Genomic DNA, 22,976 nt, shown 5'->3' with positions numbered 1-22,976 from the left:
TATGACTACCCCCTGGGAGGACTGGAACCATATTCTCAAACTCGATCCGGACAAGGAGCTTCCGGACGGAGTGACCTACGGCGACCTCTGTGCGACCGGCACCGACGCGATCGAGGTCGGCGGCACCATGGGCATCACCCGGGAGAACATGAGCGCCGTCATCGACGCCTGTGCCGAACACGACGTCGCGCTCTATCAGGAGCCCTCGAACCCCGAAGTCGTCCTCGAGGACGAGGTACTCGACGGCTATCTCATCCCGACCGTCTTCAACGCCGGCTCGCCGTTCTGGATCACCGAGGCCCACAAGGAGTGGGTCCGCCTCGAGGGCGACCTCGACTGGGCGCGAACGACGACCGAGGCCTACATCGTCATGAATCCCGAGGCCGACGTGGCGGAACTGACCGAGGCCAACTGCGATCTCGGCGCGGACGATGTCGGCGCCTACGCGACGGTCGCCGAGCACATGTTCGGCCAGGAGATCGTCTACGTCGAGTACTCCGGCATGCTCGGCGACGAGGGTGTCGTCGAAGCGGCCGCGGCCGCGCTCGACGACTCGACGCTGTTCTACGGCGGCGGCATCCACGATTACGACTCGGCGTACACGATGGCCCAGTACGCCGACGTGATCGTCGTCGGCGACCTCGCACACGACGAGGGGATCGAGGCAGTCCGCGAAACCGTCGAAGCGGCCAACGACGCGTAGCGCGGACCGGCAGCCCGCGATTTCTCGACTGCGGTGACAGTGGCCTAAACTGTTTTGTCGCTTCGCATTGCACGACGGCTCATGAGTCTCCTCGCTTCGTTCGAGGCGTCGTCGCCGGCGCTCGTCCTCGGGCCGACGCTCGAGGCGCTGCCGTCGGTCGACATCGACATCGAACGCCAGTACGCCCTCGACCCGACGCGCCCAATCGCGTTCTGTTGGATTCGCCATCGCGACCGTGAGCGAGTCGAACGCGCGCTCGTCGACGACGAGACCGTTGCGGACTTCGAGCGGATCGGCGGGGTCGAGGGACGCGATCTCTATCGACTGCAGGGAAGCCCGACCGATGTCGTGTCGGCCTACCGCCAGTGGGTCACCGCGGGCGGCGAACTCCTCGAGTGTCGCGGCGCGGACGACCGCTGGGAGGTCGAGATGCGCTTTCCGGATCGAACATCGTTCGGCGAGTATTACGACTTTCTCGCGGACGAAGGCGTCGCCCTCGAGTTACACCGGCTCTCCGACGGCGACGAGCGCCGGCGAGGGCACGAGTCGGCGCTGACTGACCCACAGCGGGAGGCGCTCGTCCTGGCCCACGAGCGCGGCTTTTTCGAGGTGCCACGAGAGACGGGGCTGAGCGAGATCGCCGACCAACTGGGAATCTCGACGCAGGCCGTCAGCGAGCGCCTGCGGCGCGGCCAGGCGCAGTTGATCGAGAACCAACTGGTCGAGTGAGTCGGCACCGACCGCCGCCAGTCACTCGGACACGAGGTCGCGCAACTGCGGGAGCACGTCGGTCACATCCTCGCGAAGCACCACGTCGGCGGTATCGTCGTGAGGCGTCGACTCGAGGTTGACGATGCCGACCGTCGCGCCGGTCGAGGCGGCCAGCCGCGGGAGCGAGGCGGCGGGCTCGACGACGAGCGAGGAGCCGATCGCGAGGAAGGCGTCGCTCTCGCGGGCGAGCACCCGCGCGCGTTGAATGACTGTACCCGGTAGTTGCTCGCCGAAGAGGATCACGTCGGGTTTGAAGACGCCGCCGCAGTCGCACGTCGGCGGTAGGTCGCCGTCGGCCGCGCGCTCGAAGATCGGATCGCCGTCGCGACGGTTTCCACAGTCCGTACAGCGAACCCGTTGGGAGTTGCCATGGAGTTCGAGGACGGTCGTCTCTGGCTTTCCGTCTACCTCGTTACCCTTGTTCCCGTCGCGGACCGAACCGACGGCATCGCCGTGTAGTCCGTCCGTGTTCTGGGTGAGGATCGCCTCGAGACTGCCCTCCCGTCCCATCGCAGCCAGCGCCTCGTGGGCCGCGTTGGGCCGGTATTCGTCGTCGAACATCTCCCGCTGGAGTTCGACGCGGTCGGCCCAGAACCCCTCGGGATCGCGCTGAAACCGGCCGTAGGCGAACTGTCCCTCGTCGAACCGCTCCCAGACGCCGTCGTCGCCCCGAAAGGTCGGCACGCCGGAGGGGGCCGAGATCCCCGCGCCGGTGAAGGCGACGACCGTGTCCGCGCTCCGTATCTCGTCGGCGAGTCGCTCGAGGTCGTCCATACGCCCCTAGTCGCGCCCGTCCGGCAAAACGATTAATCTCGGTGCGAACGACTGCGCTTAAGTTCCGCCTGCGTGAACCGGGAGGTATGCAGGACAGAACCTACACTGCCGACGCCGAGCCGGGCGACGACGCGACCGTTGCCGGCTGGGTCCACGAGATCCGCGACCTCGGCGGGATCGCCTTCCTGATTCTTCGGGACACGACGGGCAAGATCCAGATCAAGTTCGAGAAAGACGAGATGGACGAGGACCTCGTCGAGACGGGACTGGGCGTCTCTCGCGAGAGCGTCGTCAAAGTGTCGGGTGCGGTCGAGGAGGAGCCGCGCGCGCCGACGGGCGTCGAGGTCACGCCCGAGTCCCTCGAGGTTATCGCACCCGCCGACCCCGAACTGCCCCTCGACCCGTCCGGAAAGGTCGACGCCGACCTCTCCACTCGACTGGACAACCGCACCCTCGACCTCCGCAAGGACGAGATCCAGACGGTCTTCGAGGTCCGTTCGGACGTGCTGCGCTCGGTCCGTAACCAGTTCCGTGACTACGACTGTACGGAGATCAACACACCGAAGATCGTCGCGACGGGGACCGAGGGCGGCACCGAACTCTTCCCGATTACCTACTTCGGCGAGGAGGCCTTCATGAACCAGTCGCCCCAGCTGTTCAAGCAGCTGGTCGCGGGCTCGAACGTCGAGCGGGTCTTCGAGATCGGCCCGATCTTCCGCGCGGAGGAACACAACACGCCGCGGCACTTGAACGAGGCCACCTCGATCGACTTCGAGGGCGCGTTCTGTGACCATACCGACGCTATGGACGTCGCCGAGGGCGTCGTCAAAGCCGCCTACGAGTCCGTTCAGGAGAACTTCGGCGACCGACTCGAGGAACTCGACCTCGCCGAGGACTTCGCAGTCCCCGAAGGGGACTTCCCGCGCATCAGCTACGAGGAGGCCATCGAGCGCATCAACGCCACGGGCGAACTCGACGAGCAACTCGTCTGGGGCGACGACCTCTCGACGCCGGCCGAGGAAGCCCTCGGGCAGGATGTCGGCGGTCACTACTTCATCACCGACTGGCCCAGCGAGATCAAGCCGTTCTACATCAAGGATCACGACGACGATCCGCAGCTGTCGACCGGCTTCGACCTGATGCATCCGCGCATGGAACTGGTCTCGGGCGGCCAGCGCGAACATCGCCACGAGAAGCTCATCGAGGGCTTCGAACAGCAGGGCCTCGACCCCGACCAGTTCGAGTACTACACGAAGATGTTCAAGTACGGCATGCCGCCCCACGCCGGCTTCGGTCTCGGTGGCGAGCGCCTGATCATGACGATTCTCGGGCTGGACAACATCCGAGAAGCTGTTCTCTTCCCGCGAGACCGACAGCGACTCTCGCCGTAGGCGAGGTCGCTAACCGTCGAGCGGGAGCTCGTTGGACGACCGGAGGGAGTCCAACGGTGTTCCCGCGAGATCGTCAACGTCTGTCGCCATAGGCGACAGACCTGAGAGCCGCGAGGCTCATTTCGTTCGTCTCGCTCGATCGTCAGCGGTCCAGTACATCGGGGTCTTGCGTCCGCCTCGAGTGGAGACTGTCTCTCGGATCGTTTTCACGACTCCGTTCTTGGCGGTCCGTGGTCGGCAAATAGCGTGTCGCCCGACGATCGAGGATGGTGTCGATTCGTCCCAGCAGAAACGCACTACTCCAAGACGGCGATCCGATCGTGGAAGAGTGACTAGCTGAACCAGCCTAGCCCGCCGTCCTGATCCTCGATCGCCTCGGCGAGGTCGGAGCCGACTTCGTCGTCTCCGAGGTAGCCCAGATGACTGAAGACGCTAAAGGTGACGTCGACATCAGTGTAATTGTCTGGGGTATCGAATGGGCAGCCCGCACCGTCGTTACCGAGCGCGGCACCGAAGAGACCGCCGTAGGCCGATCCGACGGTCGTGTCGTTCTCGGAGTGGTAGTTACGGACTTCCTCGGCGTTGTCTTCGATACCGTCGTACCACTCACCACCACCGATTCCACCATCACAGACCATGTCTCCGTCTGCAGCAGCACCGATGGGTGCGACGGTCTCGACCGTATAGCCGGGACCGATCTCGTTTATCGTCTCGAGGACGACGCGACCGCCCAGCGAATGTCCGATGAGACGGACGTTGCCGCCGCCGTAGTCGTAGAACTCTTCGAGCATTTCGGCGAGTTCCTCGCCGACGTCTTCCGTCTCGGCGGTCGCACCCGCGAAATTAATTGTCGTGGCATCCCATTCGATCGCGACGTAGGCGTCCGCTTCGTAGCCGGCGTCGATCATCGACTCGGCGACATCCTCGGCTTGGCTTTCGACGGTCGTATCGCCGAACCAGCCGTGGACGAAGATGAACAGTTCGTCTTCGACAGGAAGGGACTGAAAGATACCTGAACCGAATATGCTACTTCCGACATCGATCACTTCGATATCGGGACCGAACAACTGTGCTGACGCCGAACCCGTCGTCGCCGCCAGTCCCGTCGCACCGACGATCGTCGTTCCGGTCGCCTTCAGTAGCGTCCGTCGCGTCGACGTGTTCGAGCCGTCCGATTCCACCGTTCTATTACTATCGGTATCTGGCATGATGCGGTAAATACGACCCCACCTGTGAAGGTGTTACTTTCTACCCATATACGAGTGTATTCATATCGGGTCTAGATGTGAATCGAGCGATATTTCGGCGACAGTCACCCGTCCGCGTCAATCGACGGCCGATCCCGTCCGTTGGCAACGAACGCTAACGCCTGACAGTGGTCGCTTCTGTGAGATTCAGACGTTCGAACATCCGATAGAGCGTTCATAGAGCACGTACGATACGTCGGCGGATCGACGAGCGCGACGAAAGGAGACTGCCGACGGAGACGCACGTCCGGCCGGCTGGGTTCGCCGACGGACCGGTGAATCATCCAACTATCTCCAATCACCGTTCGAACGATCCGCATCCGTGCTGCGTGGTATGGTCTCGGATCAGACCTGCTGGAAGGTCCAGCGCTGCCACGCACCGCCGTTCGAGGACTACTGGATCACGTTGGCGCCGTCCGCCGTACTCGCTTCGTAGACTTCGGCGACCTTGCCACTGTGGGCCGCTTCCAGCGAATAGGTGCCGTCGCCGTTGTCGCTGACGACCCATTCCTGCGTGGGGTGGCCGGTGTCGGCGTACTGCTGACCGTTCGCGCCGTCGCTCGTGTTCGCGTTCGCGACCTCGAGCAGTTTGCCGCTGTTGACGTTCGTGAGCCGGTAGGTTCCCTCGGCGATCTGTGCGGACGTTCCGCCGCCTCAGATGTCACGTCACCGACGCCGACCGATGTCGTACTGAAGACGCCCGCGACGACGGTCGTCTCGTAGCCGGCGTTGGCGAGGCCGTCCTCGAGACTTTGTCCCTGATCGCCGGCGGACGAACTGGCGCCGCCGCCGTGCAGGTAGATGACCAGTTCCGATTCGTCGCTACTGGGCAGTTCATCGGCGGCACCGAGGCCGTCGAGTTCAAACTCCTCGATGCCGGAACTGAACAACTGTGCGGTCGCCGACCCGGCCGTTGCCGACAGTCCGGCTGCGCCACCGATACTCGTCCCGCCGAACTTCAGCAGCGTCCGCCGGTTCGTCCCGTTCGATTCCGGCGTCTGATGGGTGTCGTCGTTTCGTCCCATGAACATTTTCATACGCGGTACAAGATGGGAATTTATGAAGTCTACTACGGCAATTTATACCAAGTGTCTATATGCAATACTCTCAAGTGGCGTACAATCCGACGCGTTACTGCTCGTGGTCCCGACGCTGCGATTTCAGCGAGAACAGTGCTCGGATCCGGTATGCGGGGTGTCTGTCCCCGCTTGCGCTCGCGGGGGCTATCGAGGTGCCCCCATCATGGCGTTCTAGTCTCCCGTCTGCGGCGTGGCCGCCGTTTGCGATCCCCCGGTGTCGAACTCGTTTAACCGCCGCTGGAGGTTGTTCGCCCGTTCGGCGAGGTGGCTTGCGCTCTCGGTCACTTCCGCGAGTGCCGAGGTCTGCTCTTCAGCCGCAGCCGCGGCGTTGCTCGCTTCTTCAGCGACCTGCTGGCTCAGCGATTCGGCTTCGTCGACCATCGAGACGATCTCCTCGGTCGCTGTGGCCTGCTGCTGGCTGGCGACGCTGATCTCCTTGGTCCCGTCGTAGGTCTGTTTGGCGTAGCCGGCGATCTCGTCGAGCGCGTCGACGGCCGCCTCGACGGTCTGGGCGGTCTCGGCGATCCCCTGGCGGGTCGTCCGCACCTCGGTTGCGGTCGTGTCGGTCTGGGTCTTGATGTCGGCGACGAGCTGGTCGATCTCGTCGGCCGACGATTTCGTCTCGGCGGCGAGCTCTTTGACCTCGCTCGCGACGGCCGAGAATCCCTCGTTGCCCGTCCCCGTTCGTGACGCTTCGATGTTGGCGTTCATCGCCAGCATGTTCGTCTGCTCGGCGACCTTCTGGATGAACTCCGTGATCTCCTCGACGCGAGTGACCTGCTGTTGGAGGTGTTCGATCTCCGCGACGGCGTCTTCGGCGTCCGTATCGATCTCTTCCATCGCGTCGATCGCCGCCTTCGCTGCGGTCGTCCCCTCCTGGCCGGCCTCCGCGGTCCGCTCGGCGAGCGTCGTCACCTCGTTCGAGAGCGACGTAATCTCCTCGGTGGAAGCCGAAATCTCTTCCATTCCCTCCGAAACGGAGCGGAACGTCTCGTGTTGGCGTTCAGTGCTGTCGGAGATCCGCTGAACGGCGTTGCTCACCTCGCTACTGGCCTGCTGGACCTCCGCGGCGCTGGCCGTGACTTGCTGGCCGTGGCCCGTGACCTCGTCGGCGAAGCGCTTGAGATCGTCGGTCGTCGCCTCGATTTCGGCCATCATCTCGTTGTACTCCGTTGCGATCTCGCTCATCGCCTCGTTGTGGCTGTCGGTGTCCATCCGACGCGTGAGGTCGCCGTCAGCGGCCTGTTCCATCACGTCGCGAAACTCCGTCGCTTTCGTTTCGAGGTGGCCCGCGAGCTCCGCCATCTCCTGGCCCTTCCGCTCGGCCCGTTCGCGGGCGTTCTCGGACTCTTGTAAGCTCTCGCGCAGCGAATCCCGCATGTTCGCGAAGGCGGCGTAGAGTTGCCCGATCTCGTCGTGCCGGTCGCTCTCGAGTTCCGTCTCTAAGTTGCCGTTCTCGAGTTCGGTCGCTTTGTCGGCAAGCGTGCCGAGCGAGTTGCTCGTCGATCGGCCGACGACGACGCCGATGAGGCCGAGGCCGAACAGCGAGACGAGCACGAGCGCGATTACGGACTGCGTGATCTCCTCTTGGAGGGCGAACGCTTCGGCGGCCGGGATGTGGGTCATCAGGACCCAGTCGGTCCCCTCGATGCGGGCGTAGCCCATCGACATCGTCCCCGTGTGGTGGCCAGACTCCATGTCCATCTCCACGTAGCCGACCTCGTCGTTGAGACCCTTTTTCACGGCCATCGAATTCGATTGGCCGTCCGATTGCATGTTGGGGCCGCCGATCTGCTCGTTGTGGTGGCTCAACACGACGGTCCCCTTCGAGTCGACTACGTGCGTAAAGGAGCCGTGGGCGTCCGCAGGCGTCTCGAGCGAGTTCGCGAACGCCGGCAGGTCGAGGAGGACGACGACGAGTCGGTCGTCGTCGCCGGCGGCCTCGGTGACGACGCCGGCGACGGGAACGTCGACGCTTTGCGCATCGTAGGGCTCGGACAGTACGGGTTGGTCGCCACTGAGATCGGCGTTCGTCCACGGCGCGTCGCTCACGGACGCGTCCTCGGCCTCCTCGCTCGTGCTCGCGAGGATCTCGCCGCTCGAGGCGTCGACGTAGTGGATCGCCGCCACGTCGTCGTGCATTCGCTCGTGTTCGGCTCTGAACGTCGATCGAATCCGATCCGTGTCGCCGCTTCGAACCGCGTCCGAGGACGCCAGGAGTCGCGTCTGTCCGCGATGGTGGGCGACCCACTCGCTGACGGATTCAGATTGCAAGAGCGTCGACTGGACCATCGATGATTCCGTGTCGTCCGCGAGACTCGTCCCCGTCTGAACGTAGATCAGGGCCCCGATAGCGGCGACCGCCGCGACGACGACGAGCAGTGCGAGAACGAGTTTGAGCGCGTAACTCCTTCTAATGCGGGTTGATAACGCAGTGACCGGATTTCCCATATACACCATCTGGGAATCATTACATCTATAAAAATCATTGGGTCCTGACCATTCCAGAACGTAAAGTGGACTCAGTGCCCGCAATAGCGATCAATAAGGGTTGAAACGATGATAATTGTACTCTCCACTAGTGTATATATTGGTACACTTTTATCCAGGCCAGGGAAATTATACTGGAACGTGACGGGGAACTGATCTGAGTACGGCCGGGCGGGAAAAAACGCAGGAGCCGCGTCGGTTCGACAGACGTGTGATCGCCGTCGTTCAGCTGGCAGAGCGGATCGACGGTACTGGTTCGGTTACTCGCAGCCGCCGTTGTTGATCGCCGCGGCGAGATCGGCGCCGACCGTCGCGTCGCCGAGATACTCGAGGTGACCGCCGACGCTGGCGGTCACGTCCACGTCGGTGTAGTTCGACGCGGGATTGCAGCCGGCGCCCTCGGTACCGAGTGCGGTGTCGCCGAGGCCGCCGTAGGCCCCGCCGACCGTCGAGTCGTTCTGCGAGTAGTAGTTCCGAACCTGACAGGCGTTGCTGAGCCCGGGATTCCACGGATCGCCGCAGATCTCCGAGCCGTCCGCGGCGGCCCCGAGGCCGGCGACGGTCTCGATTTCGTAGCCGCTCGAGAGCTTGGTCGAGGTCCAGTAGACACAGCGGCCACCGAGCGAGTGACCGACGAGACGGATGTTTCCGCCGCCGTTGTCGTAGAACTCCTCGATGAGACCGGCGACGACCTCGCCGACGTCTTCGGTGTCGGCCTCGGCGCCCAAAAAGTTGAGCGTGCTGCCCGGCCACTCGATGGCGACGGTCTGATCGGGCGAATAGCCGCCCGACTCGAGGGAGTTCAGCACGTCGGTCGCCTGGCTCTCGACGGTGGAGTCACCGAACCAGCCGTGGATGAAGATCAGGAGCTCGTCGGTGACTGGGAGGCTGCCGTCGGCGCTCCAGCCGAACCAGCCGTCTTCGACCTGAATGACTTCCGGGCCGCCGAACTGGGCGGACGCCGAACTCGATGCGGCGGCCAGTCCCGCGCCGCCGACGATCGTCGTGCCGGCGGTCTTCAGGAGCGTTCGCCGATCGGTCGTCTGCGATTCGTCGGGGGTGTCGTGGTCTGTCATGCGACGACTGCTTGTTTCGGGGCGTTTTGATTGGATTTTACTCCTCTATTATGAATGTATTTAATAACGGAGGGATAAAATGTTAGATTTGCATGATTACTATATCGACAGGCGCGACCGCTCTCGGCTGGTCGAGTATGCGCACCAAACGGAGTTCCGCTGACTGAAGCGGGTGTTCGATACCCTCGGCTGCTCGTCGTCGTGCTGAAAGAACCAAAACGTCGTGTCCGAATTCCCCTCATGAGCCGCGACAGTGGACGCGTCGTCGAAGCCGACGGATCTCACGAAATCGTGTGAGCGATCCAGACTCGGACCGGCAGTCGCGGCCCCGCAGGCACCGATCGGAGCCCCTGTTGCCTATCGGCGCTCTCGGTGGTTCTATCCGCGGTCTCGGATTAGACTTGCTCGAGGGTCCAGTTTTGCCAGGCGCCGCCGCTCGAGGACCACTGGACGACGTTGGCGCCGTCTGCCGTGCTCGCTTCGTAGACTTCGGCGACCTTGCCGCTGTTGGCGTTCTCGAGGCTGACGGTCCCGTCGCCGTTATCGAGGACGATCCAGTCCTGGCATGGGCTGCCGGTGTCGGCGTACTGCCGGACGTTGTCGCCGTCGCTCGTGCCGGCGCCTGCGACTTCGAGCAGTTTTCCGCTGTTGGCGTTGGTGAAGGTGTAGGTGCCGTCGCCGTTGGCGCTCACGTCCCACTCCTGGCACGGGTGGCCGGTGTCGGCGTACTGCCGGACGTTGTCGCCGTCGCTTGTGCCGGCGCTGGCGACTTCGAGCAGTTTGCCGCTATTGGCGTTCGTGAGTCGGTAGGTTCCTTCGGAGATCTGCGTGGGTGTTCCGCCACCGCTGCCACTGCCGCCACAGCCGGCGTTGATCGCCGCGGCGAGATCCGCACCGACTGTCGCGTCGGACATGTATTCCAGGTGGCCGCCGACGCTGGCGGTCACGTCTACGTCGGTGTAGTTCGACGCGGGGTCGCAGCCGGCCCCTTCCGTTCCGAGGGCGGTGTCACCGAGGCCGCCGTAGGCCCCGCCAACCGTCGAGTCGTTCTGGGAGTGGTAGTTGCGGACCTCACAGACGCTGCTGAGTCCGGGGTTCCACGGGTTACCACAGATCTCCGAGCCGTCCGCAGCGGCACCGAGCCCAGCGACGGTCTCGATCTCGTAGCCGTCAGCGAGTTTGGTCGCGGTCCAGTAGACACAGCGGCCACCGAGCGAGTGGCCGACGAGGCGGATGTTCCCGCCGCCGTTGTCGTAGAACTCCTCGATGAGACCGGCGACGACGTTGCCGACGTCTTCGGTGTCGGCCTCGGCGCCAACGAAGTTGAGCGTGCTGCCCGGCCACTCGATAGCGACGGCCTGATCGGGCGAATAGCCGCCGGCCTCGAGGGAATTCAGCACGTTGGTTGCTTGGCTCTCGACGGTGGTATCACCGAACCAGCCGTGGATGAAGATCAGGAGTTCGTCGGTGACCGGCAGACTCCCGTCGGCGCTCCAGCCGAACCAGCCGTCGTCGACGCTGACGACTTCTAGGCCGCTTGTCTGACCGGATGCCGAATTCGATGCGGCGGCCAGTCCCGCGCCGCCGACGATCGTCGTGCCGGCGGTCTTGAGGAGCGTTCGTCGATCGGTCGTCTGTGACTCGTCGAGGTTGTCGTTGTCTGTCATTCGACAGCCGCACATTTAGGTACTATTCGGTTGGGTTTTATCCCATCTTTCTGAGTATACTTATCACCCCTCGCATAAAATGTTACGAATAACAAATTGGTTATATGGCGCATCCGGCCGCCCCTTCTCGGCGAGCGCACCTTGCTCCCCCCTAGGTGTGCCCTGAAAGCAATGCGGTCGAGCGAAAATTAGAAGTCGAACCAGCCGCCGTCGTCGCCGCCATCGTCGCCGCCGGTGCCGCTACAGCTTCCGGCGTTGATGGCCGCGGCGAGGTCCGAGCCGACGGCGCTGTCGCCGAGGTACGCGAGGTGGCTACCGACGCTGTAGGTGACGTCGACGTCGGTGTAGTTCGAGGCGGGGTCACAGCCGGCGCCCTCGGTACCGAGTGCGGTGTCACCGAGGCCGCCGTAGGCCCCGCCGACCGTCGAGTCGTTTTCGGAGTGGTAGTTGCGGACCTCGCAGGCGTTGCTGAGCCCGGGATTCCACGGATCGCCGCAGATCTCCGAGCCGTCCGCGGCGGCCCCGAGCCCGGCGACGGTCTCGATCTCGTAGCCACTGCTAAGCTTCGTGGCGGTCCAGTAGACACAGCGGCCACCGAGCGAGTGACCCACCAGTCGCACGCTCCCGCCACCGTTGTCGTAGAACTCCTCGATGAGACCGGCGACGACCTCGCCGACGTCTTCGGTATCGGCCTCGGCGCCGAAAAAGTTGAGCGTGCTGCCTGGCCACTCGATGGCGACGGTCTGATCGGGTGAATAGCCGCCAGCCTCGAGCGAATCGAGCACGGAGGTTGCCTGACTCTCGACGGTGGTATCGCCGAACCAGCCGTGGATGAAGATCAGGAGTTCGTCGGTGACCGGGAGGCTATCGTCGGCGCTCCAGCCGAACCAGCCGTCATCGACCTGAATGACTTCTGGGCCGCCGAACTGGGCGGACGTCGAGTTGGACGCGGCGGCCAGTCCCGCGCCGCCGACGATCGTCGTCCCAGTCGCTTTCAGGAGCGATCGTCGATCGGTCGTCCGTGATTCGTCTGCAGGTCGCTGCTCATCGTGGGTGTCGTGGTCTGTCATGCGACGGTTCATCATATGCCTCGACCTTCGTTGTACTTTGCCTATCGTTATTGAGTGTATTTAATATGGGGTGGTAGATATTTTCCACAGCGGCGCACGGTTTTCAGGGCGTCGCAGAGAACGGCAGTGTTCGTGGTCTCAAGGGAGAATCGAACGCTGCAGTCGGTGACCGAGGCCGCGGCCATGGATCGCCACTGCGCCGAGAGAGACAGGGCCGGTCGGTGGACACGTCGCTGACGCTACCGAGTTCGACAGGAACGCGAGAACTCTCGAGGGGTCGGATCGGCAGTTATGAGTTCGGTGCCCCAGGGATCAATCGGAGCGCTTGCCACCTATCGATTCCCGGTACGTTTCGATCGTGGCTCAGATCTGCTGGAGGTTCCAACGCTGCCAGGCCCCGCCGTTCGAGGTCCACTGGTTCACGTTGGCGCCGTCGGAGGTACTTCCCTCGTAGACTTCTGCGACCTTGCCGCTGTTGGCGTTCTCCAGGGTGTAGGTACCGTCACCGTTGTCGAGGACGATCCAGTCCTGGCACGGGTGGCTGGTATCAGCGTACTGTCGAATGTTGTCGCCGTCGCTCGTGCCTGCGCTGGCGACTTCGAGCAACTTCCCGCTATTGACGTTGGTGAAGGTGTAGGTGCCGTCGCCGTTGGCGCTCACGTCCCACTCCTGGCACGGGTGACCAGTATCGGCGTACTGCCGAACGTTCGCGCCGTCGCTCGTGTCCGCGTTGGCGACCTCGAGGAACTTCCCGCTGTTGGCGTTCGTAAGCCGGTACGTTCCGTTGGCGATCTCCGCGCCCGACCCGCCACCGCCACCGCTGCCACCGCGGTCGACGGGTGGTGCGAAGTTACTGAGGTAGGCCTGCCCGAACCCGGTGCTCGCCTTGTAGGTGGTGTGACTGCCGACGGAGCCGCTTACGTCGACGTCCGCGTAGTTCGACGGCAGCGAGCCGCCCCCCCAGCCGCAGTCGGCCGGTCCGCTGCCGAGTCGTGCGATGGAGTCGTTCGTCGAGTAGTAGTTCCCGACGAAGTTCGCCACGTTCTCGATCGCGGCGTGGAACGCGGACCCGTCACAGGGCGCGTCGGTGACCTCGTAGGAGCCGATCGTGTCGGCGTTGGCTACCCGGAAGCGGCCCTCCGCGGCGGCCAGAAACTCGTACGTAACGATCCCGCCCATCGAGTGACCGAGAATTCGGATCGTCGTGCCGGGGTTCGCCTGGATGTACCCCTCCATCCAGTCGGCGAAGTCCGCGCCCTGCTGGCGGGCGCTGGCCTCGGCGGAGCTGGGGAGCCCGCTGTCGTCCCAGGTCACCGCGGTCACCGTCTCGGTGTTGCCGAGGCTCCGGATCGTATCCCGGAGCTGTGCTGACTGGCTGACGCTGGCCGACGACCCGGTGTAGCCGTGAACGTTGAAGATAACCTCGTCCTCCCCTTGCGGTGCCGCCGATACCGGTGGAATACCGCCTCGGAGGTCTACCTCCATGATCGAGTCGGTGTCCGCACTGGCCGACCCCATCGCGGCGCCGATCCCCACGGTCGCGGCGGCCGCCGTCGCGGTGGTCTTGAGGAGCGTTCGTCGATCGGTCGAATACGAGTCGTCGGGTGTACGCTCGTCTGACATACTACACCCCCTCATTTCGGTACGAGCCAGTTGCTTGTTCTCCCACTATTATGAGCATATTCAAAACACGGATGATGAAATATTATGCATCAATCATTCTGGGCCAACACGCTCAGCCGCCGTTTGCTCGGCGAGCACGCGACGTACACTGTACTTGTAGTGGCGTTGGCCCGCCTCTCGAGGATCGAACCGGCGAAGTGGGTAGCGTTGTGTGCGGGCGCCGCGCCCGCGGAACGTCGCTTGAGAGAACGCCCGCGTTATGTTCGGTGAGTAGACGACCCTGACGAAAAGCGTTCGACGACGGCTATCCGTCTTGCTGGGTCGCCGACGGACCGCGGTGAACCGCTCGAGGACCATCGGCTCCCGTCCGAACTATCCGCGTCCGGGCAGCGCGGTCGGCCCTGGGATTAGACCCGATCTAAGGTCCAGCGCTGCCACGCGCCACCGTTCCAGGACCACTGGTTCACGTTGGCGCCGTCGGAGGTACTTCCCTCGTAGACTTCGGCGACTTTGCCGCTGTTGGCGTTCTCGAGGGCGACGGTCCCGTCGCCGTTGTCGAGAACGACCCAGTCCTGGGTCGGATGGCCGGTATCGGCGTACTGCCGGACGTTCGCGCCGTTAACCGTCTCCGCGTTCGCGACCTCGAGGAACTTCCCGCTATTGGCGTTCTCGAACGTGTAGGTGCCGTCACCGTTGTCGCTGACGACCCACTCCTGACACGGGTGGCCGGTGTCGGCGAACTGCCGGACGTTCGCGCCGTCGCTCGTGTTCGCGTTCGCGACCTCGAGCAGTTTGCCGCTATTGGCGTTCGTGACGCGGTAGGTCCCCTCGGCGATCCCCGTCGGCGTCCCGCGAGGTGCACCGCCGCACCCACCGGCGTTGATGACGCCGGCGAGGTGGTTGCCAACGGACGCGTCACCCAGATACTCGAGGTGGCCGCCGACGCTGCCGGTCACGTCGACGTCCCGATAGTTCGGCGCGACGCCGCAGCCGGCCCCCTCGGTACCCAGCGCAGTCGTGCCGCCGAGGCCGTAGGCCCCGCCGACCGTCGAGTCGTTGAAGGAGTGGTAGTTGCGGACCTGACAGGCGTTGGCCATGCCCGGGTTCCAGGGGTTGCCACAGATTTCCGCGCCATCGGCGGCGGCACCGAGCCCGGCGACGGTCTCGATCGTGTAGCCGCTCGCAAGTTTGGTCGCGGTCCAGTAGACACAGCGACCGCCCAGCGAGTGGCCGACCAGCCGGACGTTGCCGCCGCCCGCGTCCTTGAACTCCTCGATGAGGCCGGCGACGACGTTCCCGACGCTTTCGGTGTCGGCCTCGGCGCCGAAAAAGTTGAGCGTGCTGCCCGGCCACTCGATGGCGACGGTCGCATCGGGCGAATAGCCGCCCCCTTCCAAGGAACTGAGGACCTGGGATGCCTGACTCGAGACGGTGGTGTCACCGAACCAGCCGTGGATGAAGATCAGGAGCTCGTCGGTGACCGGCAGACTCCCGTCGGCGCTCCAGCCGAACAGACCGTCTTCGACGTTGATGATCTCCGGGCCGCCGAGAAACTGGGCGGACGCCGAGTTGGACGCGGTGGCAAGTCCCGCGCCGCCGACGATCGTCGTGCCGGCGGTCTTCAGGAGTGTTCGTCGATCGGTCATCCGTGACTCGTCTGCAGGCCGCTGCTCATCGTGGGTGTCGTTGTTCGTCATGCGACAGATTATCATATGCCTCGTTCTCCGTTGTAATTTATTAATCAGAATTGAGTATATTTAATACGAGGCGGGCTGCGATTTTATCGCAGCGGCGCACGGTTTTTCAGGGCGCGGCAGAGAACGGCAGTGTTCGTGGTATCAAAGGAGAACCGAACGCTGCAGTCGGTGATCGAGGCCGCGGCTACGGATCGCCACTGCGCCGAGAGAGGAAGGGTCGGTCGGGTCGACTCGAGACGGCGGGTCACTGCGTCCGCTGATGTGACGAGAGGAAAGTCGCGCTGTAGCGTCTCGGCTCCGTAGACGTAGTCGTTTCTCCTCTGGGTCTGGTGGGTGGACACGTCGCCGACGCTACCGAGTTCGACAGGAACGCAAGAACTCTCGAGGGGTCGGATCGGCAGTTATGAGTTCGGTGCCCCAGGGATCAATCGGAGCGCTTGCCACCTATCGATTCCCGGTACGTTTCGATCGTGGCTCAGATCTGCTGGAGGTTCCAACGCTGCCAGGCGCCGCCGTTCGAGGACCACTGGACGACGTTGGCGCCATCGGCCGTGCTCGCTTCGTAGACTTCGGCGACCTTGCCGCTGTTGGCGTTCTCGAGGCTGACGGTCCCGTCGCCGTTATCGAGGACGATCCAGTCCTGGCATGGGCTGCCGGTGTCGGCGTACTGCCGGACGTTGTCGCCGTCGCTCGTGCCGGCGCCCGCGACTTCGAGGAACTTCCCGCTGTTGGCGTTGGTGAAGGTGTAGGTGCCGTCGCCGTTGGCACTCACGTCCCACTCCTGGCACGGATGACCAGTATCGGCGTACTGCCGAACGTTCGCGCCGTCGCTCGTGTCCGCGTTGGCGACCTCGAGGAACTTCCCGCTGTTGGCGTTCGTAAGCCTGTAGGTTCCTTCGGAGATCTGCGTGGGTGTTCCGCCACCGCTGCCACTGCCGCCACAGCCGGCGTTGATCGCCGCGGCGAGGTCAGAGCCGACGGCACTGTCGCCGAGGTACGCGAGGTGGCTGCCGACGCTGTAGGTGACGTCGACATCGGTGTAGTTCGAGGCGGGGTTGCAGCCGGCGCCCTCGGTACCGAGTGCGGTGTCGCCGAGGCCGCCGTAGGCCCCGCCGACCGTCGAATCATTCAGGGAGTAGTAGTTGCGGACCTCGCAGGCGTTGCTGAGCCCGGGATTCCACGGGTTACCACAGATTTCCGAGCCGTCCGCGGCGGCCCCGAGGCCGGCGACGGTCTCGATTTCGTAGCCGCTGCTAAGCTTCGTGGCGGTCCAGTAGACACAGCGGCCACCGAGCGAGTGACCGACGAGACGGATGTTCCCGCCACCGTTGTCGTAGAACTCCTCGATGAGACCGGCGACGACCTCGCCGACGTCTTCGGTGTCGGCCTCGGCGCCGAAAAAGTTGAGCGTGCTGCCCGGCCACTCGATGGCGACGGTCTGATCGGGTGAATAGCCGCCAGCCTCGAGCGAACCGAGCACGTCGGAGGCTTGGCTCTCGACGGTGGTGTCGCCGAACCAGCCGTGGATGAAGATCAGGAGTTCGTCGGTGACCGGGAGGCTATCGTCGGCGCTCCAGCCGAACCAGCCGTCATCGACCTGAATGACTTCCGGGCCGCCGAACTGGGCGGACGCCGAACTCGATGCAGCGGCCAGCCCCGTCCCCCCGACGATCGTCGTCCCAGTCGCTTTCAGGAGTGCTCGTCGGTCCATCGTCGATTCGCGTGCTTCGGGTCGATCGGTAGACGTGTCGTCTTCTGTCATGGTGCATACTACGAGAAGACATACCGAAGGTTGGCTTTTCTTTCTCTATACTGAGCACGTTTAAGACACATTATGATATATAGAATAATCACTATATTGTTTTGTATGAGGAATAGTCGTCTCGGTCATTTTGGTCGATAGCACGTCAGCACGTTGATTTCCATGGATGTCATACTTAGTATATTATCTGAACTTACACTATAATGATGGTCGACACAACGCCGCTGCGTGGAATTCTTCAACGTTATACCGTTCGGGCCGAAAGCGAAGGCGTAATGCGCGAGGAGGCGACGGCGTTCGTACCCGGACACATCACCGGCTTTTTCAGCGCCCACCCGGACGAGGACCCGACAAAGGCAGGGTCTCGAGGTGCGGGACTGACGCTGACGGATGGCGTCGAGGTGACGGTCGAGCCCGCGGCGGGCGACGACTCGACCGTCGTCCTCGACGGAACGGAGATCGAGATCGACCCGGTGACGACCGTCCTCGAGACGCTAGACGCGACCGCGCGCGTCGAGGCCGAATCCGAGGTCCCACTCGGTGCCGGCTTCGGCGTCTCGGGCGCGATGGCGCTCGGAACGGCGCTGGCGACCAACCGGGTGTTCGAACGCAAACTCTCCATGAACGAACTCGTAACGATCGCCCACGGTGCCGAGGTACAGGCGGGAACGGGTCTGGGCGACGTGGTGGCCCAGGCCCACGGCGGCGTCCCGATCCGCCTCGAGCCCGGCGGGCCACAGGACAACAAACTCGACGCGATCCCCTCGCGGGCGCGCGTGGAATACATCTCCTTCGGCGAGCTTTCGACGGCTGACGTGCTCTCGGGGGACACCGAGGAACTGACAGCCGCCGGCAAGGAGGCGCTGGCTCGGGTCGTCGAGGAGCCGACCCTCCTCTCGTTTCTGTACGCCTCGCGGTTGTTCGCGCGCGACGCCGGTCTCCTCACCGACCGGGTCACCGAGACCATCGCCGATGTCTCGGCGGCTGACGGACAGGCGTCGATGGCCATGCTCGGCGAGACCGTCTTCGCGCTCGGAACCGGGCTCTCCGACGCCGGCTACGAACCGTCGATCTGTGCGACCCACCCGGCTGGCGCCCTCCTGCGGTAGTTAAGTACCCCTGCTATCTATCAGCCGGTGTACCCGTCCTGCCGCCGAATCGCAAGCAAGCGCACCGATTTGGTTTAATCCGATGGTCGAAAACTGGTAGTAAACGCACTCGACACCCAGCTCTCCGTACACTATCACTCTTGAAAATGCTCATTACAGCCGTACTGACTTTCGATTTTGTCCGAATTTGTGCACTCGTCGTCGCCGAATCACGATTCGAACGAGGACCCGACATCACCCAAAATATAAATTATAGTATGTGACAGATAGAGTACCGATAGCCAGAACTTTATTATGGTGCGTTCGAGTTATCCGCTCAAGATTTGGCAATGGCTTCACGGACTGACATTCATCAAAACCTGTTTCAGCTGTACGAACACTACGTCGGTGAACCCGACTCGAGCAAGGACGTCTACGGGTATTGGCTGTTCATCGTCGGCTATATCATCGGCGCAGCGGGCGTCGCAACCTTCGTCGTTGGCTACGCGGGCGCGGCGGACTCCTATACCCTAATCAAAATCTCCGGCGTCACGGCTGCGACGGGGCTCGCGCTCTGTCTGTTCGGTATCGTACTGATGTTGCCGGTGCGAAAGCGGGGGATACAGGCCAGCGTCGTCGGACTCGCGGTCGCCTTCGGGGGCGTCGGCTTCTTCGCCTGGGCGTACCCGTACAACTGGCGCGCGCTCGGCACCGACTACAGCGTCGAAGTAATCTCGGTGTACACGTTCGGTATCGGGATCATCGCGGGCGTCACCGCGCTGGTTCCAGTCCTCACCGGTCAGCGAGGGATGTTCGTCGAAGAGGAAGGACAGACCGAAGACCCGGAGATTCTCACGGGCGACGCGATGGAGAGTGCCCAGTTCGCCGTCTTCCGCGACGAGAACGGCGACTGGAAGTGGCACGTCCTCCACCTCGAGGCGCTGGCCCAGAGCACCGAGAGCGCCGTCACGCGGCCGGACGCGACCGAGGGCATCGAACGCGTCAAGTCCCAGATCAGCTCCGCAGGGCTGATGGAGCTGACGACCTCGGCGTTCCGGCTCTACGAGGACCGCGACGGCACCTGGCAGTGGACGCTCGCGCGCGACGACGGCTCGATCGTCGGCTCTTGTGCCGGCGAGTTCGACCGACGCGACGGTGCCGAGGAGTCGGTCAGCTTCCTGAAAGACCGTGGCCCCGAGGCCGACGTGATCGAGATCGAGGGCGCCGCGTTCACCTACGAGCAGCGGCGTGACCAGTGGTACTGGCAACTCGTCGATGATGACCGCACGCCGCTGGCCTCGAGCGACACGGGCCACTCGACGCAAGAACGTGCCGAGGAGGCCGCCCGGACGTTCGCCGAGCGGTTCGACCGCGCGCGAGTGCTCGATGTCGAGCACATCGGCGTGGAACTCTGCGAGGGGACCGCCGGCTGGACTTGGCGGTTCGTCGACGCCGACGACGACATCATCGCCACCAGCACGCACGAGTTCAGCTCCCGACGCAGCGCCGAGGAAGCCGCGGGCGACCTGCTGCCGGAACTGGACTCGGCGTCGATCACCGTCGCCGGCGAACCGACGTTCGAACTCTACGAAGACGACGACGAGTGGCAGTACCGACTCGTCGACGCGACCGAACACGTCGTCGCGCGCGGCCCCGAGGGGACGCCCGAACTGGGCGGCTCCGAGGCGTGGGCCGACGAGTTCAGCGAGAACGCGCGCGACGCCGATGTCGTCGAGATCGGAAGCGCGGAGTACGAAGTCTACCCAGCCCCGGATGCCGCGGGCGACGAATACACGTTCAGCGAGGCCGAGACATCCGCTGCGGCGATCGAAGACCCCGATCTGACACCCGACGGCGGGACGGTCGCAGACGATGGAGCCGACGACACCGGGCCATGGAACTGGCGACTCGTCACTGACGACCGGGACATCATCGCGGCGAGTAATGTCCCCCACGGTGACGCGGACTCGGCCGCCGACGCGATCGAGCGCGTCCGCCAGCAGGCCAGCGAGGCTGACCTCATCGAGTTCGAGAACGCCGCGTTCCAGGTCTACGAGGCCGACGACGGCGAGTGGCGCTGGCGGCTCATCGACGAGGACGGCAACGTCTTAGCCGACAGCGGCGCAGAACACACCTCCCGCGGGGAGGCCGCCGAAGCGATGATGACGCTCAAAGAGCAGGCCCCCGACGCCGAACTGCTCGAGATCGAGACCGCCGCCTTCGAACTGTTCGTCAACGAAGACGACGAGTGGGGCTGGCGGCTCATCGACGCGGGCGGCAAACTCGTCGCCGAGGACCCCAACACCCATCCGACGCGCGACGCCGCGCGCGACGCGATGAACCGTCTGCTCGAGCACCTCGATTCGAACGTGCGGACGATGGATCGAGCGATCTTCCAGACGTACCCGACCGAAGACTGGCACTGGCAGTTCGTCATGCCGGACGGCGAAATCGTCGCCGTCGGCGGCGAGGAGTATCCGACCCGTGACGAACTGGTCGACAGCCTCGACGACGTGCGCGAGGCCGCCGCGTCGGCTCGCCAATTCACGATCGGCGATGTCTCGGTCCAACTCTACGAGACCGACGACTGGCACTTCCGCCTGCTCGACCGCGACCGCGAGGAGATCGCCGACTCGAACGTCTCCTTCGGCGAGCGCGACGCGGCGATGGCCGGCGTCGAGGACCTCGCGGACCACGCCGCCGACGCGCCGATCTTCGCGATCGAGGACGCCGCGATCCGCCTGACCGACGAGGACGGCTGGTCGTGGGAGCTGGTCGACCGCGACCGACAGGTGCTCGCCGAAGCGGTCGACACCGAAGCGACCAAGGACGACCTCTACGACGTGATCGAGGAGGTCCGTCAGCTTGCGCCGATGGCCGGCCGGGTCGACTTCGACGTGGCCTCCTTCGAACTCGTTGCCGACGAGGACGATCGCTGGCACTGGCGGCTCATCGACGAGGACGGCCGAACCGTCGCGACCGGCTCCGAATCGTACGAGACGTCCGACGCTGCCCGCGAGGCCCTGGAGGACGTCCGCGAGCTGATCAAGTCCGCGAGCATCCTCGAGATCGACAGCGTCTCGTTCGAGCTCCACATCGACGACGACGGCTGGGTCTGGCAGCTCATCGACGAGTACGGCGCGACGATGGCCGAGAGCACCCAGACCTACGAGACTCGGACCGCAGCCCGCGAGGCGATGAACGACGTGAAGGCCCAGGCGCCCGAGGGCTGGATCACCTTCACGGAGTAACGGTCGTTCGGAAGCCGATTTTTTGCAGTCGCTCGTCCGTGCCTGACTCGATGCGATTGCTGCGTGTGTGGTGCATATCGATCGTCCCGTCAGGTATAACGGACCGAAGAGACGACCTATTTCACCGGAGGATCTCGGTATGACACAGCCGACACGGGGCGACGCTACCGTCAAGGAACTCGTCCGACAGCACTGGAACGGCCGCGCGGGGACGTTCGACGAGGAGAGCCACCATGGAATCCACTCCGACGAACAGCACGACCGCTGGCTTTCGGTGTTGCGCGAGTGGGCGGGCGACGACGCTCATCGCGTCCTCGATGTCGGGTGTGGGACAGGGGTCGTCTCGCTGTTGCTCGCAGAACTCGGCCACGAGGTCGTGGGCGTAGACTTCGCCCCGGAGATGCTCACACGCGCCCGCGAGAAGGCCCGACGGACAGCGTGCTCGGTCGCGCTCCAGCAAGGGGATGCGGAGACGCTCGCCTTCCCAGATGCCACCGTCGAACTGCTCACTGCTCGCCACCTCGTCTGGACGCTTCCCAATCCCACTGCGGCACTGCAGGAGTGGCAACGAGTCGTCGAGCCAGGTGGTCGGATTCTCCTCATCGAGGGGTACTGGGATCACGACGAGCCGTGGGACGAGTACGAGGATATGTACGACGACCTCCCGATGTACGATGGCCGACCACCAGACGAACTGGCCGACGTGCTCGCCGACGAGGGGTTCTCCGATGTCACGTACGAACCCCTCGTGGACGCGACGCTGTGGGGCCGAGAACCCCACCACGACTACTATATCATGAGTGGCGTAGTCCCCCGCTGATGGTGCCGAGTTGGCTCTCCGCAACTGACGATTCGACGAGAAATACGTGTCCTGCACTGAGCGATAGCGACGGATGCTTACTCGACGTCGTCGGGTTCTTTGGCGGTGAGTCTGTGGCCAGTTTCTCGACCGTGTTCTACAATCACTTCTGCAGATTTTTGCCCTTCCTTCGTTACCAGTTTCGAGAACGTACATTCAGTACAGACGATGCGGACGTTCTCTGGGGTCTGCATGGTTCCAGTTGTCGAGGGTTCCTCGTTCTTGGACATGTGTAGTCACTGAGGGGGAATTCGTGTCCATTATGATGTGTTCCACGTGACAGCGACGTGGAGAGAACAAGGTGCGCTCCTCAGCAGAACGGGTCTCTGGTTCAATCGTCCCCTTCATCCTCGGGGTGCAAACACACGATATGACTCGTTATTCCGTACTGGATAGAGTCCCTTCTGATAGATAATTGTTTGTGAGCG

The 22,976-nt window shown here is 63.8% G+C and carries 16 protein-coding genes and 3 pseudogenes; 6 read left to right on the top strand and 13 right to left on the bottom strand.

All coding sequences use genetic code 11. From position 1 onward, the window contains the following. Position 1: 1 nt before the first annotated feature. Positions 2-703 (top strand): phosphoglycerol geranylgeranyltransferase, encoded by a 702-nt coding sequence (locus NKH51_RS10285; RefSeq protein WP_254761590.1) that lies wholly within the window; start codon positions 2-4, stop codon positions 701-703. A gap of 81 nt (positions 704-784) precedes the next feature. Beyond that, a complete protein-coding gene (locus NKH51_RS10280; protein ID WP_254761589.1) occupies positions 785-1,432 on the top strand; it encodes a helix-turn-helix domain-containing protein in 648 nt (215 codons plus the stop codon). 21 nt (positions 1,433-1,453) lie between these two features. On the opposite strand, the gene NKH51_RS10275 is transcribed toward NKH51_RS10280, so the two are convergent. Further along, a complete protein-coding gene (locus NKH51_RS10275) occupies positions 1,454-2,248 on the bottom strand; it encodes an SIR2 family NAD-dependent protein deacylase (RefSeq protein WP_254761588.1) in 795 nt (264 codons plus the stop codon). 86 nt (positions 2,249-2,334) lie between these two features. Between NKH51_RS10275 and aspS the strand changes: the two genes are divergently transcribed. Continuing rightward, positions 2,335-3,639 carry an aspartate--tRNA(Asn) ligase gene (aspS, locus tag NKH51_RS10270; protein ID WP_254761587.1) on the top strand — a complete coding sequence of 435 codons (1,305 nt, stop codon included), beginning with the start codon at positions 2,335-2,337 and terminating at the stop codon, positions 3,637-3,639. Between the two features lie 332 nt (positions 3,640-3,971). Here aspS and NKH51_RS10265 read toward each other — a convergent pair whose 3' ends face one another. From NKH51_RS10265 to NKH51_RS10210, 12 genes and pseudogenes are all read right to left on the bottom strand, one after another. Beyond that, the gene (locus NKH51_RS10265) at positions 3,972-4,847 is read right to left on the bottom strand and encodes a lipase/acyltransferase domain-containing protein (protein WP_254761586.1); all 876 of its coding nucleotides are present in this window, start codon (positions 4,845-4,847) and stop codon (positions 3,972-3,974) included. Positions 4,848-5,279: 432 nt separating this feature from the next. Then, a complete protein-coding gene (locus tag NKH51_RS10260) occupies positions 5,280-5,474 on the bottom strand; it encodes an RICIN domain-containing protein (RefSeq protein ID WP_254765143.1) in 195 nt (64 codons plus the stop codon). A 662-nt stretch (positions 5,475-6,136) separates the two neighbouring features. Continuing rightward, positions 6,137-8,416 carry a methyl-accepting chemotaxis protein gene (locus NKH51_RS10255; protein ID WP_254761585.1) on the bottom strand — a complete coding sequence of 760 codons (2,280 nt, stop codon included), beginning with the start codon at positions 8,414-8,416 and terminating at the stop codon, positions 6,137-6,139. A gap of 299 nt (positions 8,417-8,715) precedes the next feature. Then, the gene (locus NKH51_RS10250) at positions 8,716-9,531 is read right to left on the bottom strand and encodes an alpha/beta hydrolase family protein (protein ID WP_254761584.1); all 816 of its coding nucleotides are present in this window, start codon (positions 9,529-9,531) and stop codon (positions 8,716-8,718) included. A gap of 395 nt (positions 9,532-9,926) precedes the next feature. Continuing rightward, complete coding sequence (locus NKH51_RS10245) at positions 9,927-10,355, bottom strand: RICIN domain-containing protein (protein ID WP_256527527.1); 429 nt, start codon at positions 10,353-10,355, stop codon at positions 9,927-9,929. Between the two features lie 27 nt (positions 10,356-10,382). Next, positions 10,383-11,198, bottom strand: a pseudogene (locus NKH51_RS10240) (alpha/beta hydrolase); the annotation flags it as partial. 188 nt (positions 11,199-11,386) lie between these two features. Continuing rightward, positions 11,387-12,268, bottom strand: a complete 882-nt coding sequence (locus tag NKH51_RS10235; RefSeq protein WP_254761583.1) for an alpha/beta fold hydrolase — start codon at positions 12,266-12,268, stop codon at positions 11,387-11,389. Between the two features lie 363 nt (positions 12,269-12,631). Next, complete coding sequence (locus NKH51_RS10230; protein WP_254761582.1) at positions 12,632-13,891, bottom strand: RICIN domain-containing protein; 1,260 nt, start codon at positions 13,889-13,891, stop codon at positions 12,632-12,634. 407 nt (positions 13,892-14,298) lie between these two features. After that, complete coding sequence (locus NKH51_RS10225; RefSeq protein ID WP_256527526.1) at positions 14,299-14,727, bottom strand: RICIN domain-containing protein; 429 nt, start codon at positions 14,725-14,727, stop codon at positions 14,299-14,301. 30 nt (positions 14,728-14,757) lie between these two features. Continuing rightward, positions 14,758-15,588: pseudogene (locus tag NKH51_RS10220) on the bottom strand (alpha/beta fold hydrolase); the annotation flags it as partial. Between the two features lie 475 nt (positions 15,589-16,063). After that, a complete protein-coding gene (locus NKH51_RS10215) occupies positions 16,064-16,492 on the bottom strand; it encodes an RICIN domain-containing protein (protein ID WP_254765140.1) in 429 nt (142 codons plus the stop codon). A 27-nt stretch (positions 16,493-16,519) separates the two neighbouring features. Beyond that, positions 16,520-17,350 (bottom strand): annotated as a pseudogene (locus NKH51_RS10210) (alpha/beta fold hydrolase); the annotation flags it as partial. A gap of 275 nt (positions 17,351-17,625) precedes the next feature. Here NKH51_RS10210 and NKH51_RS10205 point away from each other — a divergent pair. The 3 genes from NKH51_RS10205 (at position 17,626) to NKH51_RS10195 (ending at position 22,509) form a co-directional block, all read left to right on the top strand. Continuing rightward, positions 17,626-18,459 carry a pantoate kinase gene (locus NKH51_RS10205; protein WP_254761581.1) on the top strand — a complete coding sequence of 278 codons (834 nt, stop codon included), beginning with the start codon at positions 17,626-17,628 and terminating at the stop codon, positions 18,457-18,459. 329 nt (positions 18,460-18,788) lie between these two features. Next, positions 18,789-21,689, top strand: a complete 2,901-nt coding sequence (locus tag NKH51_RS10200; protein ID WP_254761580.1) for a DUF1508 domain-containing protein — start codon at positions 18,789-18,791, stop codon at positions 21,687-21,689. Between the two features lie 139 nt (positions 21,690-21,828). After that, the gene (locus tag NKH51_RS10195; RefSeq protein ID WP_254761579.1) at positions 21,829-22,509 is read left to right on the top strand and encodes a class I SAM-dependent methyltransferase; all 681 of its coding nucleotides are present in this window, start codon (positions 21,829-21,831) and stop codon (positions 22,507-22,509) included. The last annotated feature ends 467 nt before the right edge of the window (positions 22,510-22,976 follow it).

The organism is Natrinema marinum, from assembly GCF_024296685.1.
Taxonomy (GTDB): Archaea; Halobacteriota; Halobacteria; order Halobacteriales; family Natrialbaceae; genus Natrinema; species Natrinema marinum.
Note: the sequence above shows the minus strand (reverse complement) of the source record. Positions and strands in the feature narration are given on the sequence as shown.